Below are 17,410 nucleotides of genomic sequence, written 5' to 3' on the forward strand. Positions count from 1 at the left end.
CAAAAAAGCTCAACAACGTTGAGCTTTTTTTATTTCTGTCACCTTAAACACTATTTTTTAGCTTTTGCTTTAGGCTTAGCCTTTGCTTTAGGTTTCGCTTTCTTTTTACTTTCTTCCACCCACTTTTCATCAATATATTTTGCTGTCCAGCCAGTGGCTTTGCCATCAACTTCAGTCATTACATATTGCTCTTTTGTCTTGCGACTAAAGCGAACGATAGATTCGTTACCATCAGGGTCTTTTGCCGGCGCGTCTGCTAAATAATAAAACTTAGGAGAAATTCTATCTCTAAAGCGACTGAGTTCTGCAACCTTAGGTGCTCGAGTTTCCCTTGATTTAGGGAAAGTATTAGCCGCTAAGAAAATACCAGCCGCACCGTCACGTAACACGAAGTGTGCTTCTGACTTTTCACAAGGTAGCTCTGGTAATTGCACCGGATCTTCTTTAGGTGGCGCAGCTTCACCGCTTTTCAATAATTTACGTGTGTTCTTACAATCTGCGTTGGTACAACCAAAGTACTTACCAAATCGCCCAGATTTAAGCTCCATATCAGAGCCACACTTGTCACACTCAATGATTGGACCGTCGTAGCCTTTAATCTTAAATTCGCCAAGCTCAAGTTCATGACCATCACACTGAGGGTTGTTACCACAAACATGTAACTTTCGCGTTTCATCAATTAAGTAGCTATCCATTGCTGTTGAACATTTAGGACAGCGATGCATTGCACGTAATGCTTCAGTTTCTTGATCTTCAGCTAAAACGCTAACAGCCTCTTCACCAGAGGTTAAGTTCATGGTTGTTGTACAACGCTCTTTTGGTGGCAATGAGTAGCCTGAACAACCAAGAAATACACCTGTAGAGGCTGTTCTAATGCCCATTTTACGACCACACGTTGGGCAATCAATATCTGTAAGGACAACTTCATTGCTTGGCATACCACCTTCGTCTTGAGGTTTGTCAGCAGTTGATAATTGCTCAGTAAAGTTTTTGTAAAACTCGTCTAACAATGCTTTCCAGTCTTGTGAACCAGCAGCAATTTGATCGAGTTCAGCTTCCATCGTCGCAGTAAAGTCATAGTTCATTAAGTTTTTAAAACTAGCAGATAAACTATCAGTAACGATTTCACCCATTTTTTCAGCATAAAAACGTTTATTCTCTAAACGTACATAACCACGGTCTTGAATAGTAGAAATAATTGACGCATACGTCGATGGGCGGCCAATAGAGCGCTTTTCTAACTCTTTTACTAACGATGCTTCACCAAATCGCGCAGGCGGCTTAGTAAAGTGCTGTGCTGGCTCTAAATTAACTAATGATAATTCATCACCAACTTGTAAATCAGGGAGATGTGTATCTTTATCAGATTTTGACAGTTGAGGATGCACACGCGTCCAACCGTCAAACTTCATCACACGGCCTTTGGCTTTAAGATCATAATCGCCGGCACTTACTGTTAATGTTGAAACGTCATAGCGAGCTGCTGTCATTTGACAAGCAACGAACTGGCGCCAGATTAATTCGTAAAGTTTTTTACAATCGGCGTCCATATCCATCAACAAAGCTGCTTCTAATTTTACATTAGATGGGCGAATCGCCTCATGCGCCTCTTGTGCATTTGACTTAGCACCATAAACTTTCGCTTTTTCAGGCAGGTAGTCATCGCCAAAGCTGTCACGAATATAAGTACGACACATCTCTACGGCATCTTTACTTAAATTCGTTGAGTCGGTACGCATATAGGTAATGTGACCAGCTTCATATAAACGCTGTGCTAAGCCCATTGTGCGCTTAACACCATAGCCTAAGCGGGTACTTGCCGCTTGTTGTAGCGTTGATGTAATGAACGGTGCTGATGATGAGCTTTTAGAAGGCTTATCTTCACGTTTACTTACTTGATAACTTGCATTTTCTAATAACTTAACGGCAGCCATTGTGCGCGTTTCGTTATCTGGCTTAAACGCTTTACCCAATTCATGAGTAACAGCAAGTTTTAGTGAGGTCTTGTCTGCAGTTAACGTGTCTGCATGAATATCCCAAAACTCTTCAGGAATAAATGCTTTAATTTCACGTTCTTTTTCAACGACTAATTTTACTGCTACGGATTGAACTCGCCCTGCTGACAGGCCACGAGCAAGTTTTTTCCATAATAATGGGCTTACCATAAAGCCAACAACACGGTCTAAAAAGCGTCGTGCTTGTTGGGCATTGACACCAGGCATACTTAATTCGCCTGGTTCAGAAAACGCTTGTTCTATCGCGTTTTGGGTAATTTCATTAAACACCACGCGCTTATATTTATCATCATCGGCACCAATAATTTCTTTCAAGTGCCATGCAATCGCTTCTCCCTCGCGGTCCAAATCGGTTGCGAGATAGATAGTGTCAGCATTGTCTGCAAGTTTCTTTAATTCTGTGACGACCTTTTCTTTGCCTGGCAGTATTTGATAATCAGCCTGCCAATCTTTTTCAGGGTTTATCCCCATGCGATTAAATAATGCTTGCTTATCACGTTTTGCTTTATATTTTGCTTTTGCTTCAGGCGCCATTTTTCTTACTTCAGCCGGCGACTTGGCAGCAACTTTTTTTCCTGAGCTTCCCGTTGGAAGATCACGGACATGACCAACACTCGATTTAACGACAAAGTTTTTGCCTAAGTATTTGTTGATCGTTTTAGCTTTAGCTGGTGACTCTACAATGACCAGTGATTTTGCCATATGTTCTAAAATTCCTAAATAAAGGGGTGATTCCCCTAGCTTTCATGTATCGCACTATATAATGGATGAGCTTGGGCGATGATGAATAAAAACACTTATAACAAGCTTTTTAAAATAACTATTAGATATATCTATTATTCGCGAGGCTGACAAGTAATAATTTTTTTATATTAGCCAAATATTTCTATTTAGATATAATGACGCCCAAATTTTTGGCGCCACATCATAATAAACTTTGCATGAAAAGGTAATAGCTTTTTTCAATAAAAGCCAAGCAATTGCCATCTTTTGCAAATAAAAACAATAATTATTCATAAGATGTGGTCATTTTCACTTCAAACAAGTAAGTTCGAGAAAATTATGACAAGCTCTAAACAGGAATTTTTTGAAAACATCAAGCAAACCCTTTGCCCACCTGGCAATGGTGTATTTACGGTAAATACAGCAAAAGAACGTAAAGAAGCCCTTCACTACAGCTTGTTTGGCCAAACAAAAAATATTGATGCGCTTTGGCACCAGTCATTTGAAAAACTACCGTCGGCCTGCAACGCAGTGATGTTGGGGATTGCCTCTGATTGTGGTGGTGGTATTTTACGTGGCGCTAACTGGGGACCACTATTTGTTCGCTCGACATTACTTGAGCAGCACCCTAACCTATCCGTATTTGATTTAGGTGATGTGCGTGTTATTCCACATTTATTGCACGACAAGTATTTAAATGAAGCGACATTAAGCAACTGTCGACGCGCCCTTTATCAAAATGAAAACAGTACCTTACCGGTAAGCCCACTCAGTATCACAGAAGAAACGCTGCATGATTTCTACCGTGAATTCCCTGAAAAAGGCATCTTTGGTATTGGTGGCGATCACTCAATTAGTTACCCACTGACAAAAGCATATTTAGTCGCGAAGAAAGCGCAAGGTAAGCGCGCTGCAATTATCCATTTTGACGCTCACACAGATTTATTGCATGAACGATTAGGGATAGATTTATGTTTTGGCTCTTGGTGTACACATATTTTAGATGATTTACATGCACCAAATCATTTAATTCAAGTTGGTATTCGTTCAAGTGGTAAACCTAAGTCACATTGGGAAGATACCTTTGGTGTGAAACAACACTGGGCGCATGAAGTACGTGAAGAAGGTGTTAATGTCATTATCGAAAGGATCAAAGCGCAGTTAGCGCCAGAATCGATTGATGAGCTTTACGTCAGTTTCGATATCGATGCAATTGACCAAGAATTTGCTTCTGCAACAGGGACACCAGAGCCAGATGGTTTATACCCTCAAGAAGCAGAGGAAATTATCAAAGCATTAGCTGAAATCTACCTGATAACGGGTGCAGACATGATGGAAATAGCGCCATTTACTGACAGTACGGGTCGCGGTCAAGAAGCTGTGGCTAAAACACTCGAGGTAGCAGGTAACCTTTCTGCATTGATGATCAATGAAATGAATAAATAGCAATAGTTAACCAAATACAAAAAAGGCAGCGTATTTACGCTGCCTTTTTTATTCGTCGTTAATGACTAAAGGATAACAATATTAATTGCATTATATGTAGTTACCGCACCGCCTGGTGTTTCAACTTCAATAAGCAATGTGCCTGATTTCGGCTCTGTTTCCCCTTTAATTGACACACCAAATGCACGACCACCGTTATGGTTATCATTTGGCCAAGTAAAACTTGATGTCCCCTGCACTGAGCCGACCGTAGCATTAAAGGTTACTGTTGTACCTGCAGGCATTGGTTGATTATGTAAATCAGCAATAATAACGCTTGCTGAACCAACATTTTCACCAGCGATATACACCGTATTATCATCTACATCATAATTTGGGTTTGGCACTTCTGGTGTAGCAGGATCATTGTCATCATCAATCGTTGAAACAACAGCATCACTGGTTGAAACCGTCACGAAATTTGCTGACGAGCCAGACATGACAATCACAAGTTGTTGACGTACGTTGATTGACTTTTGCGCTGAACATCCAGCATGAGCTGGAATAGCACACAATACGCCATTGTATTGAGTATCGTTAACGGTGAAGTCTTGTGAGTTATCAAAATCAACAAATGTTTCGATATCACCGCCAGCTTCACCACCAGTTTCTTGCGGGTTATATAAGCCATCTTCGTTATGATCAACAAACGCTTCTTTCAGATCATAGACAAACCCACTGATATTTGTGCCTTCAAATGCAGTTTGTTCGCTTGCATCAAAACGTCCATTACCATTTAAATCTGGGAATGACTCTTCACCGATCGCCGTTGCTAAAATCGTTGCTCGACCACCATATTTTTGCCCCATAGTATTATATTCTTCTGGGACACGACCTTCTTCAGCAAGCGTTTTACCTTCAGGGCGTGGGAATTGGCTAAACCAAGTCACGCTACATTGGCCATTTACCGTTATACATGCTGGCTCTATTGAACCACCTTCCGTAGTAAATGAAACAGCCGTACCATCAGGTACTGGGTTATTAAAAGCATCGGCTAAACGCGCAGTAACTTCTACTTCTGTCCCATCAACTACCCAAGCTTCTGGGTTTAAGATATCGGCAGATAAACTAAAACTGTCTTGATCAGGGATACCGGTTGAAACCACAAGTAAACTTGATTGTGACGTGATCGCCGGATCGCTACCATCGATAACCGCTTGCACACGTACTGATGTTGCCACCGTACCTGAGTTAACTACCGTTTGAACTAAACCTTCAGCGTTTGTCGTTGCACTGTCAGGGCTAATTGAAACGTTACCAACATCAGTATTTAAACTAAAGTTTACTGTTTGACCATTAACTGGGTCACCGTTTGTATCTAATACTTTAAAAACAACCGTCGCACTTTCTGAGCCTCCAACTGCACCAGTACCTAATAAAGAAATAGTTGCTGGTGTTGCTGATTCAAATTCGATACTGCCAACATCTGCGGGTAAAACGTTGACAACGGCACTTGCTGATAAGTTAATGCCACCTGCATTAGCAGTAACATTAATGGTGTCATCACCGACACAACCTTGCGCAAGGTAAGTCGTTGATGCTGTACCATTAGACGTATTAATAGGAGAGCTTATAACAGCCGTTGGCGCTGCTGTACTTGAACAGCTAGAGCTGAAGTTAACATCAATCGCTTCTGTAAACGGTTCGCCTGCTTCATCAACAATATTGACGGTAATGACAGCCGTACCACCAGCAGACAAGCTACCAGCTAAGTCAATGTCAGCAACACCTTCTTCAAATGGTGTACCGCTTCCCATAAATACTGACGTAGAGCCGATAACAAAAATTTCTTGCCCACTTTCACCTGACTCAATACTCGCTGTGATTGTTCCCGCACCTAAACTGGTACCAGCAAATAAATCAACACTCGCTTGATTATTTTCGTCAGTAATAGCCGTAGGAATAGGTAAATCACCAATGCTTGCGTCAAATGTCACTATCAACGGTGCAGAAATACCATTAACTGTAGCAATCGCTTTAGCCGGTTTAGAAGCGGTGATTGAATCAGTAGGGTTACCCTGAGCATCAACAAGTTCAACGGTAATATTAATATCACCCACTACACCAATATCATCACCTTGTGTAGAAAAAGTTAAACTTGCGGTTTCACCAGAGTCTAATGTTGCAGTAACAGCACCAGCGCCACGAACCGAGCCTGCCGTTAACACAATATCAGCAATACCATCTGCGTTGGTACGAGCAGTACCTGATGTAGGAGACAAAGCGCCAAGCGTTGTTGTAAAGGTAACGAGTTCGCCTTCTTTTGGCTGAGAATTTTCAAGTACTGTTGCACTGATAGTAACAGGTACTTGCCCAGTGACATTCGTATCTGTACTGGTTAGCGTAACGGTTATAGTACTGTCATCTGTACCACCATTATCACCCCCCCCGTTACCATCCCTTGATAGGCCATCACCACCACCGCCACAACTGACGACTGTAACAAGCACAAGCAATAAACTTAAGCGACGAAGTAGCTCCATATACAGGCTCTCCCTAGTGTTATTTTAATAAGCAACATTATCTTAACCGAATAATAAGCAATACGTCACGACAAAATTCGAAATCCCTGTTTTCAGAGGTTTTTTATCAAGCCAAATACTGCTACGCTAAACAAAGTAAATAACTCAATCCTTTTATAATTTATGACTGAAAATAAATCTAATAATTTAACTAAACGCATCGTTATCGGCATGATAGCTGGTATTTTAACGGGCTTCTTGCTAAAACTCTTAATGCCGCAGGGCACAGACTTTGTTATCCCACTCTACTTTTTTGACTTTTCATTCCGCTCATTTTTTGTTGATGGTATTTTTGAAATTGGTGGCCAAATATTTGTAGCCAGCTTAAAAATGTTAGTTGTTCCCCTTGTTTTTGTCTCATTAGTTTGCGGCACGTGCTCACTTAACGATACGGCGAAATTAGGCAGAATTGGTGGTAAGGCTATCGGTTTATACTTGATTACGACGGCTGTCGCGATTACCGGTGCAATTACATTAGCGTTACTAGTTTCACCTGGAGAAGGCGTTAACATGGTTTCAGACACTGCCTTTGTCAGTAAAGAGGCTCCGTCTTTAGCACAAGTTATTATCCAAATGTTCCCTAGCAACCCTTTTACTGCTTTTGCTCAAGGTAATATGTTGCAGGTTATCGTTTTTGCTTTACTTTTTGGTATTGCAACGGCGTTAGCCGGACAAGCTGGTGAACGTATTGCTGAGCTATTTGTTGACTTAAATGAAGTTATCATGCGCTTGGTGACTATTTTAATGAACTTAGCACCATACGGTGTATTTTGTTTATTAGCTAAATTATTCACGGACATTTCAATTGATACTATCAGCAATCTCATCGCTTATTTCATGGTGGTTTTAGCTGTATTATTTATGCACGCATTGATTACCTACCCAATCGTGCTAAAACTGCTAACCGGTTTAAACCCAATTACCTTCTTAAAGAAAATGCGTGATACCGTGATTTTCGCTTTCTCGACCGCTAGCTCGAATGCTACGTTGCCCGTCACATTAGAAACAACGACAAAGAAAATGGGTGCTGACAATTCCATCGCCTCATTTACAGTACCGCTAGGTGCAACCATTAATATGGATGGTACTGCTATCATGCAAGGTGTAGCGACGGTATTTATCGCTCAAGTTTTCAATGTTGACTTAACGATATCTGACTTCTTAATGGTTATTTTAACAGCGACATTAGCTTCAATTGGTACAGCTGGTGTGCCAGGTGTTGGTTTAATCATGTTAGCGATGGTACTGAATCAGGTTGGTTTACCGGTAGAAGGCATTGCCTTAATTATTGGTGTTGACCGCCTATTAGATATGACGCGAACTGCTGTCAATGTAACGGGTGATTCAATGGTTACTATGGTAGTCGCTAAGTCTGAAGGACATTTAAACGAAGACATTTTTAATGATCCAAATGCAGGCCAAAAGATTGAAGATATTGATTTCCATAAAATGAGAGATTAATCGAAATACCGACAATAAAAAAGGCGCTCATTTGAGCGCCTTTTTCGTATAACAGCGAGTAAAAGCTTATTGGGTTATGCATTTTTAGCCGTTATAAAATACAGCCTTTCAACCAACGAACTCACGTCAAAGGTACGCCTTGCAAACTGCTTATCTGTTAATTCTCTCGTTGCAGCATGCTCTATGTTAAAGTCTGAAAAATATGTTTGTACATCAGCTTTAAACACAGGAAATGGTGGACCTGACATTTCATGCTCTGGGAACTCCAGCGTAATTAAAGCCAACGTAACGCCAGGGGTTAACTTTGCTTTAATATAGTCAACATATTCAGCCTGCAATGCTTTAGGTAAAGCAATGAGCGCAGCACGATCATAAATCCAACTAAAGTTAGCAACCTGTTGATTGTTTAAGTTAAAAATATCACCTTGAAACAATCTAATTTCATCTTTTTGATAGCAAATAAAGTCAGGATACGTTTGAGTTGCATAAGTTAGGTCGTGATCCTTAAAAAAATCACGACATGCGATCTCACTGAGCTCACACCCATCGACCTTCATATGTTCAGCCCAAAAGAACATATCTAGCGACTTACCGCACAAAGGAACAAACACTTTAGTATCGTTTGAGTTGATTCTTGGCGCGATATATTCGGCCAAAAATGGATGAATACTATCTTGGTGGAAACCTATTGAGTTTTTTTGCCAGCAGTTATGCCAAAAAGTCGCTTCCATATTGTGAACTACCCTTTAAGCAACTGGTTCTTTTGCCAAAGCTTACTCCAAACCTCTTCGATAGATAAGCTTGCTGCTTTCGAAAACTTTTCCGCTAAACCTTTTTTCACTTCGTACTTTAACAAAACAACTTGCTTGTCTTTACTTGCGCTCATCAAGTAGTCATCACTGGTTTGAATGTCATCAACTAGGCCAAGTTCTTTCGCCTTAAGACCAAACCAATGCTCACCTGTTGCGACTTTATCAATATCTAAACTAGGGCGATGCTCACGAACAAAGTCTTTAAATAGAACGTGCGTTTCTTCAAGCTCTTCGACAAATTTAGCTCGACCTGATTCAGTGTTTTCACCAAACATTGTTAACGTGCGTTTGAATTCACCTGCGGTAAGTTGTTCAAACTCAATATCGTTTTTCTTTAATAATTTATTAAAGTTTGGAATTTGTGCGATAACACCAATTGAGCCAACAATTGCAAATGGCGCCGATAAGATTTTATTCGCTACGCAAGCCATCATATAACCACCACTTGCCGCAACTTTATCTACAGCTACCGTAAGTGGAATATTTTGTTGACGAATACGATCTAGTTGAGAAGCAGCAAGACCATAGCCGTGCACCATGCCTCCACCGCTTTCAAGACGCACAAACACTTCATCGTCAGGTGTTGCAACCGTTAATAATGCGCTAATTTCTTCGCGCAAACTGCTGACTTCTTTTGCATCGATACCGCCATTAAAATCAAGCACATATAGGCGATGCTTTTTATCTGCGTCTGCTGTCTTTTCTTTTTTCTTTTCTTTAGCTGCTTTTTTATCTTGTTTTTCCTTTTCTTTTAACTCTTCCTTGGTTAAAAGATGATGAATAACGTCTTCTTCAACTTCTTTAAATTGTTCACTTAAGTCGGTTATTTCTAACTCACCTTTTTTAGACTTTTGTTTTACTGCCGTTGCGGTAATCGTTACTACAACAATAATAAATGCCAGTACAAAAGTGACTGCCTTGGCTAAAAACAAGCCATATTCGTATAAAAATTCCAAAAATTGTCCCAACCTATTTTAGTTATTTAATCTATTAGTATCTTTGTGCTCATTGTACACAATTCAAGTATTCTAGCGATAAAAAAAGCCCTCACAAGTGAGGGCTTTCGTCATCTTTCTTTTAAGAAACGCTAGGCGTTTGCACCATTACTGAATAACGTCAGTATCAGTTACTTGAACCATTTGTCCTAACGTTGCAAAGAAGGTTGCAACTTGCGTTTGCATTTCTGTGGTCGCCGCAGCACTTGCTACTGGGCTTAACACTGATGAGTGTGAGCCTTCTGTAAAGCGAACAGCCGTTGAACCAATAACACCTGTACCACCGATTGGTAAATCAGTTAGGTTGTCACCTGCGTTCTCTAAACCAAGCAACGCAATTAAACCTTCAGTACCGCCAATTGGCGTAGTAGAAACGCGATTTGGAATCACTTGGTCTGATAAGTTATCCATACCGTCACCTACCACTTCAATTAAATGAATTGGTGTTTGAGTCGCCGCTAAAATTGCCGCGTAGTTAGCCGGATCACCCGCATCAGTTACTGTTTGCGCGGCAAACGTAAACTCTGCGAAGCCACCGTCTAACTCAGCCTGCTGTTCAGTAGTTAACGCTGCATAGAATTGCGCATAAATACCGACAAGTTCAGCTTCAGTTGGACCATTTGGATAAGTTGCTGCAACTAATGCTGCAAAATCTTCAGAAAGCTCTAACGTTAAGCTTGCTTTAATTAAACCGCTAAACGAAGGAGATTCTAATAAGAAGTTCGCTACGCCAGCGCCAGGCATTGCAAGCGATGAAGCATTCACAGCAAATAATGGATCAATTTGTGGATCCAATGGGCTATTCGCCATTGCTGTAAAGCCAGTACCCGTAATAGCACCTAATGAGTGACCTAAGTAAGTTACTTTTGAGCCATCAATCAAGCCTGGTAAGGTATTTAAACCTAAACGTAAACCTAAGGTATCAACGATTGATTGACGAAGATTGTCACGCGTTGTTAATAGACTTGCTAAGTTCATGTAATGAGTAGCAGATACCGTTGTTGCGTTGATTTCGTCACCAGGTGATGTTGGGTCTAAATCAAAACCACGGCTGCCACCTAATGCCGGGTCACCGTGTAACGGATGGTTAATTGCAACTGTCGCAATACCTTGTAAAGATAGTGCACCAGTAATAGCTAACATATCTTCTTTCTTAGAGGTAATACCGTGCTGTAAAATAGCAACGGGCCAACCCTCTGCTGGCATTGCAATGTCACCTAAACCTAAACTCGCACGTACTGCATTTGCAACGGCTACATCAGGTGTTGTCATCTGAATAGCGACAGGCAATGTCGCTGTTGGTGCTGGTACTGGGTTAAATTTAGTTAAGTGGCGCTCTGTATCAACACCTAAGTTACGTAAACCTGGTGCTGCTAATCCACTTGCTGCAGAAATAGCCATACATTCACCGTCGATAGCATCAACAGGATCTGCAGGAATTGCACCTGGGTTTTGCGCAGCTAAGCCTGCTAATGTAGCAGCAGAGTCGCATAACGCTTTCCACCAATCAGTAACTGGTGCTGTCGGGTTTTCTGCCGAAGGGACACCTAAGTAATATGGTAGGTTAATTGTTGCAGCATATAAATTAGCGGTGCTGTAAAGCGGCACTGATTCAGCTGGAATTTGACCTGTTAATGCATCAGCGACAGATAAACCTGTATCAGTTACACCGGTAATTGATAACGATGGTGGAAGCATCATTGCTGCTTCAGTAGCAAACTGTTGAGCCATCAATGACTTGACTGTACCTATTACATCGACAGTTGACTGTGTCGTCATTGCCATCGTGTAGATCACTGATTCAGTATCAATACCTGCTTGGCCAATAGCACTTTCGTAGCTATTCACTACGCCTTGCAGATCTAACTGAGCTTGGCTACCTAACGGATGCGTTGTAATGTCTTGCTTAACAAGCTCATAAGTTGTAGAGCCTTGAACAGCTTCACCATTTGTATCAGATAAACCATCAGTTAGCGCCACAATATAGCTTGTTTTGGCTTTTAACGGCTGTAAAGGAACAATTGCAACGCTGCCACCGCTGGCTTGCGCGATAAAATCGACACCGTAAATTAATTCACTCACGACTGTACAGGCTGCACCTTGTGGTACTTGTGCACAATCTTCATAACCTGGATTTTGAACTGGACCACCCATAACCGTCTCGAATACACGAACAGTATTACCGTCAACACTATCAGCATTAAGGCTAACACCGTCTTGATAAGTAATGGCAATGGTAAAAGGGTTTACAGTCGACCAACCGTCTAGCGCACTTACTGCGACAGAAGGATCTGCATAATCAGTTGGATCAGCAACAGGTACGTTTAATGTACCGTCTGTTGTACCTGAAAAAAGAAGGTCATTTGGTATTGATAAAACACCATTTGAAGGATCAAACACAACGCGAGATGCTGGTAAAACCGTTGTGCCGTTATTCTCTAAATTATCTTGTACTCTCGAAATAGTCTCGTCGCCACCACAACCGGCTAAACCGAGTGCGCTGGTGATTGCCAGACTAAGAACTAGCTTTTTCATTATATCTCCCCAAGGACTAGTCTTTATTACTGTTGTAATTAACTTGCTCTATGTTTGTACTTAATATTTTGTTATTTGAAATAAGTGAAATCAAACAAGTTAGACCAGTTAACATTACCTCAAGATTTACCAATCTGCTAGCGATTTTTTTATCTATTAGTAACATTTTGCTGATAAGTCGGTAATTTAGTCACTTTTGTCTCGTCAGCGTCGCCCTTTATGTTTAAAATACGCTTTTATTCATCATTGTTCAGATATTTATGTTCGATTATCAAATCAAAGAAAACAGCTTACAAGGCAAAACCATTCTCGTTACAGGTGCTGGTGATGGCATTGGTAAGCAAGCTGCACTAACTTATTCAAGTTTAGGTGCTACGGTTATTTTATTAGGCAAAACCGTTGAAAAACTAGAAAAAGTGTATGATGAAATTGTTGCACAAGGCGCGCCCGAGCCAGCCATTATTCCTCTCGATTTAAAAGGCGCAACGAAAAAAAATTACCATGATATGTCATCAACGATTGTTGATCAGTTTGGCAAATTAGATGGTGCACTGTTAAATGCCTCAACATTAGGTGAACTAACGCCTTTTGAAACAATTCACGAACAAATTTGGACTGACGTGATGCAAATTAACGTCACCGCTCAATTTTTATTAGCACAAGCATTATTGCCAGCCTTGAAACTTGCGCCAAACGCCTCATTAGCTTTTACGTCTTCTGGTGTTGGCAACAAAGGTCGTGCATTTTGGGGCGCATATAGTGTCTCTAAATTTGCCACTGAAGGCATGATGCAAGTGATTGCTGATGAATATGACAACACGAACATCCGCTGTAATGCGATTAACCCAGGGGCGACTAATACGCCTATGCGTAATAAAGCGTATCCGGCAGAAGATAAAACATCAATTGCGACACCAGTTGATATTATGCCGTTATATGTTTATTTAATGAGTGATGATAGTGTTGACGTAAACGGTGAGCGTATCAACGCACAATAATTACGTATTCGTATAAAACAAAAAGCCACTCAGTTGAGTGGCTTTTTAGTATCTAGAAGTATTTGTCGAAGCTAGCTTGAATTAACGAAGCTCACGACGAAGAATTTTACCCACATTTGTTTTTGGTAGTTCTTCTCTAAATTCAATAATTTTAGGTACTTTGTAGTTTGTTAGGTTTTCACGACAGTGCTTAATCAGCTCAAGCTCTGATACGTTTTTGTCATTCACGACTACAAATACTTTAACTATTTCACCGCTCACTTCGTGAGGCACACCAACAGCTGCGGCTTCAACAACAGCAGGATGCATCACAATAACATCCTCAACTTCATTCGGGAATACGTTAAAGCCAGAGACAATAATCATGTCTTTTTTGCGATCGACAATTGAAAAATGGCCATTGTCGTGACAAACGGCAATATCACCGGTTGCTAACCAACCATCTTTTAATATTTCTTCAGTCGCTTCTTCACGGTTATAGTAGCCTTTCATGACCTGTGGGCCATATACCCACATTTCACCTGGCTCACCCATCGGCGCTTCGTCGCCATTTTCTAACATAACTTTAATGTCAGTAGATGGCGCTGGTACACCTATCGTGCCGTTGTATCCATCTTGATCATAAGGGCTCATTGAAACCATGGGTGAACACTCTGTCAGACCATAGCCTTCAAGTAATCGTGTTTTAGTCACCTGTTGCCACTTGTCAGCCACCGCTTTTTGAACAGCCATACCACCACCTAAAGCAAGCTTTAGTCGGCTAAAATCAATATCACTAAAGCCAGGCGTATTTAATAAACCATTGAATAACGTATTTACGCCAGTTAACGCAGTAAACGGATATTTATTTAACTCTTTAACAAAAGCAGGCATATCACGCGGATTTGTGATTAATAAGTTGGTACCACCAATCGTCATAAACGTTAAGCAGTTCGCCGTTAACGCAAAGATATGATAAAGCGGTAAAGCAGTAACAACGAGCTCTTCACCCTCTAATAGCAATTCTTTGATCATTGCTTTGGCTTGCTCTAAATTGGCAACCATATTGCGATGAGTAAGCATTGCGCCTTTAGAAACACCTGTTGTACCACCGGTGTATTGTAAGAACGCTAAGTCATCACCATTCAGCAATACTGGGGTAAAAGGTAATTTTGAACCCGCTTTTATGACATGATTAAAGCTAATGGTGTTTGGTAAATGAAAAGACGGTACCATTTTCTTAACATGCTTAACGACCATGTTGACAATGCTACCTTTAATCGTACCTAAACGATCACCAAGTGACGTAAGAATTACGTGTTCTACCGGCGTATCAGCAATCACTTCTTCAAGGGTTTTACCGAAATTTTCAATAATCAGCATCGCTTTCGCGCCAGAATCATTTAGCTGGTGCTTTAATTCACGTGCCGTATAAAGCGGATTAACGTTTACGACAGTAAGACCTGCCAACAATGCACCAAATAAAGCAATTGGGTATTGCAATGTATTTGGCACCATAATGGCAAAACGATCACCTTTAACAAGGCCCAAATCTTGCTGCAAATAAGCAGCAAATGCTTTCGCTTGTTCTTCTAATTCTTGATAGCTAATCTCAGCACCCATATTGATAAACGCGGTGCGATTTGCATAGATACCAACATACTTGTTGAACATTTCAACAAGAGATGAATATTTATCTGGATTTATATCGTGGGGAACACCCGGCGGATAACTCTTCTCTAGCCAAATTTTTTCCACTATTTCCTCCTAATTGTACGACTCGTTGGGCTCATATTCGTTTTTTACTTCTATATTTTTATCATTGAGCACTTAATTTTCTTAACTGAGTTTTTACTCGAAAGTTGCGCATAATTCCACACTTCATGGCAAAAGCCCAGTAATTTGTTAATAAAATACGTTAATGTGCCGAAATAAACGACAAAATATAACGTACGGTTTTCTCTGGGTGTTCCATGTGTACATGGTGACCACCATTTATTTGAATGGTCGTTAGTTGTGGAACTAACGGCTTAAACTTCTCTAGCATTTTGCCGACAAAATCCATACCTTTATCGCCATAAATCAGCTGAACCGGCACAGTTAAATCACGCATTAATTGCTGTGCTTGACCATAGGTAAACCGATAAGGCGAAACGTTTCTAAGCCGTGAATCTGTGCGCCACTTAACGCCCTGCTCAGTTTGCTCAGTTCCTCGCTCCACTATCAGTGTAGCTTCTTTCATAGAAAAATCAGATACCGTTAAACGGGCTTTTATTGCAGACTGCAGATTTGGGTGAAGTTTTACGGTTTTTTGCTGTTGCTTTAATCGACTTTCAATACCCTGTTTAATTTGCTTGGTGGTATTTTTTTCTTGATCACTGATGAAGCCAAAGGCATCGATCAGTGTCAACGAACGAACATACTCAGGAAAAGCGGCTGAAAAAGCTGTCGCTATCATACCGCCCATTGAATGCCCCACAATATGCGCGTTAGACCAAGATAATGCATTGAGCACTTGATAAAGATCGTCGACCCAATCAATAAAATGATAATGGGCCCCGACACTTTTATGATCTGACAACCCATGCCCTGGCCAATCAATAGCCACAACATGATAATCTTCAAAAAAAGGCAATAACTCAGAAAAACTGGCCGCGTTATCAAGCCAACCATGTAAGAAAATAACTTTGGGTTTATCTGATGCCATTGTTGCTTGATTGGACACGGCAGCAACCGTTAAATGGGGTAGTGAAATACTTACATCAAACATAGCATAAATCTCTATTACAACTTATAGCGACTGGCTGCGTTTAGCTAATAAAAACAATGAGAACACACCAATCGCGGACCAAAGAACTACCCAAACGAATTCAGGAATAAACGCAAGGTTAGCCAACGTTGCTCCATCCCCCATACTTCTACCGTCAATCAAATACAATGGTGAATAAACACTGTTCAATAAAACAATGATTCCGGTGAATTTCAATAATATGTTTAATGAATAGCCACTTTTTATGCGCCATTTCAACGCGAATAGGCCAATCAGCATTAAGATAATGACAGCGGTAAGAATATCCGACACCCAAAATATTAAGGTAATCGCCAGAATACCTATCATTAAGCCACAAAGGGCTTTGGCATGCAGCAAACGCTTACCTGATAGGCTATAGATTAGCGCACCAAAACAGGTTGCACCGAAATACCCCATAAAACTAACAAAAAAGCGGATACCTCCTTGTGTCGTGCATAGGCCTGCACCATTGGTAAACAGTTCAATACGGACAATACGCCCACCGGTCATAATGGCCGCTAAGCCATGGCTGAGCTCATGAAAATAGCTTTCCAGCCAGTTAAATGGCACAGAAACGATAGGAATTTGACGAAAGATAATGGCCGCTAATAATAGCCAATAAAAATGATATTTAGAAAACAGGGACGTTTCTTGATTAGGCATTAGGCGTAAAGATCAACACCAAAAAGTTGTTCAATGTCACTACGTTGTTGAAGGTTTTCTACACCTTGGTACGCTGAAACAGCCGTGAGATTTCGATTATTTACCTGCTCTACCGAGGTGTTATTGGTGTCACCTTCAGACGACAACACCAAGCTTTGCTGCTGAGCTTCTTGTTCCGTTTGTTGTTGACGTTGTTCATCAACAATAGCCAACGCCTGCTCATTAACGTCTAAGCGCTCAACCGGGCGTTCACTATTTTGGGCAGGTTTTTTCGTAGTATCTTCAACATTTTGCTCACGAGCGATCCGTGACGAATCGCGAGCCACATTTTGACCCGAATTTACGCCCTGAGTAACAGGATATGTGTTGGTTGAAGAATTGATTTGCATAACGTTAATTTAGCAAAGTTAATAATAAGCTACAAACTTAAA

Annotated in this window: 12 protein-coding genes; 3 read left to right on the plus strand and 9 right to left on the minus strand. The window is 40.8% G+C overall.

The window, feature by feature from the left end:
• Nucleotides 1-50 precede the first annotated feature (50 nt).
• Nucleotides 51-2,717, minus strand: a complete 2,667-nt coding sequence (topA, locus tag QQK02_RS01810; protein ID WP_284206231.1) for a type I DNA topoisomerase — start codon at nt 2,715-2,717, stop codon at nt 51-53.
• A gap of 360 nt (nt 2,718-3,077) precedes the next feature.
• Between topA and QQK02_RS01815 the strand changes: the two genes are divergently transcribed.
• A complete protein-coding gene (locus tag QQK02_RS01815; protein WP_284206232.1) occupies nt 3,078-4,184 on the plus strand; it encodes an arginase family protein in 1,107 nt (368 codons plus the stop codon).
• 65 nt (nt 4,185-4,249) lie between these two features.
• Here the strand turns inward: QQK02_RS01815 and QQK02_RS01820 are convergent, their stop codons facing one another.
• A complete protein-coding gene (locus QQK02_RS01820; protein WP_284206233.1) occupies nt 4,250-6,706 on the minus strand; it encodes an Ig-like domain-containing protein in 2,457 nt (818 codons plus the stop codon).
• Between the two features lie 162 nt (nt 6,707-6,868).
• On the opposite strand from QQK02_RS01820, the gene QQK02_RS01825 reads away from it, so the two are divergent.
• A complete protein-coding gene (locus QQK02_RS01825; RefSeq protein WP_284206234.1) occupies nt 6,869-8,206 on the plus strand; it encodes a dicarboxylate/amino acid:cation symporter in 1,338 nt (445 codons plus the stop codon).
• 74 nt (nt 8,207-8,280) lie between these two features.
• On the opposite strand, the gene QQK02_RS01830 is transcribed toward QQK02_RS01825, so the two are convergent.
• The 3 genes from QQK02_RS01830 to QQK02_RS01840 form a co-directional block, all read right to left on the minus strand.
• Nucleotides 8,281-8,937 carry a thiopurine S-methyltransferase gene (locus tag QQK02_RS01830; protein ID WP_284206235.1) on the minus strand — a complete coding sequence of 219 codons (657 nt, stop codon included), beginning with the start codon at nt 8,935-8,937 and terminating at the stop codon, nt 8,281-8,283.
• Nucleotides 8,938-8,945: 8 nt separating this feature from the next.
• The gene (gene sohB / locus QQK02_RS01835; protein WP_284206236.1) at nt 8,946-9,974 is read right to left on the minus strand and encodes a protease SohB; all 1,029 of its coding nucleotides are present in this window, start codon (nt 9,972-9,974) and stop codon (nt 8,946-8,948) included.
• Nucleotides 9,975-10,121: 147 nt separating this feature from the next.
• Nucleotides 10,122-12,548, minus strand: a complete 2,427-nt coding sequence (locus QQK02_RS01840) for a VolA/Pla-1 family phospholipase (protein WP_284206237.1) — start codon at nt 12,546-12,548, stop codon at nt 10,122-10,124.
• 260 nt (nt 12,549-12,808) lie between these two features.
• On the opposite strand from QQK02_RS01840, the gene QQK02_RS01845 reads away from it, so the two are divergent.
• The gene (locus QQK02_RS01845; protein WP_284206238.1) at nt 12,809-13,546 is read left to right on the plus strand and encodes a YciK family oxidoreductase; all 738 of its coding nucleotides are present in this window, start codon (nt 12,809-12,811) and stop codon (nt 13,544-13,546) included.
• Between the two features lie 81 nt (nt 13,547-13,627).
• Here the strand turns inward: QQK02_RS01845 and fadD are convergent, their stop codons facing one another.
• The 4 genes from fadD to QQK02_RS01865 all read right to left on the minus strand — a co-directional run bounded on the left by fadD (nt 13,628) and on the right by QQK02_RS01865 (nt 17,368).
• On the minus strand, nt 13,628-15,283 hold the full coding sequence (fadD, locus tag QQK02_RS01850; RefSeq protein WP_284206239.1) for a long-chain-fatty-acid--CoA ligase FadD: 1,656 nt from the start codon (nt 15,281-15,283) through the stop codon (nt 13,628-13,630).
• A 160-nt stretch (nt 15,284-15,443) separates the two neighbouring features.
• On the minus strand, nt 15,444-16,295 hold the full coding sequence (locus tag QQK02_RS01855) for an alpha/beta fold hydrolase (RefSeq protein WP_284206240.1): 852 nt from the start codon (nt 16,293-16,295) through the stop codon (nt 15,444-15,446).
• 21 nt (nt 16,296-16,316) lie between these two features.
• On the minus strand, nt 16,317-16,979 hold the full coding sequence (locus QQK02_RS01860; protein WP_284206241.1) for a M50 family metallopeptidase: 663 nt from the start codon (nt 16,977-16,979) through the stop codon (nt 16,317-16,319).
• Nucleotides 16,979-17,368 (minus strand): hypothetical protein, encoded by a 390-nt coding sequence (locus QQK02_RS01865; RefSeq protein WP_284206242.1) that lies wholly within the window; start codon nt 17,366-17,368, stop codon nt 16,979-16,981. Before QQK02_RS01865 ends, QQK02_RS01860 begins: the two co-directional genes overlap by 1 nt.
• Nucleotides 17,369-17,410 lie beyond the last annotated feature (42 nt).

Origin of the sequence: Thalassotalea eurytherma (genome assembly GCF_030161415.1) — a bacterium.
GTDB lineage: Bacteria > Pseudomonadota > Gammaproteobacteria > Enterobacterales > Alteromonadaceae > Thalassotalea_G > Thalassotalea_G eurytherma.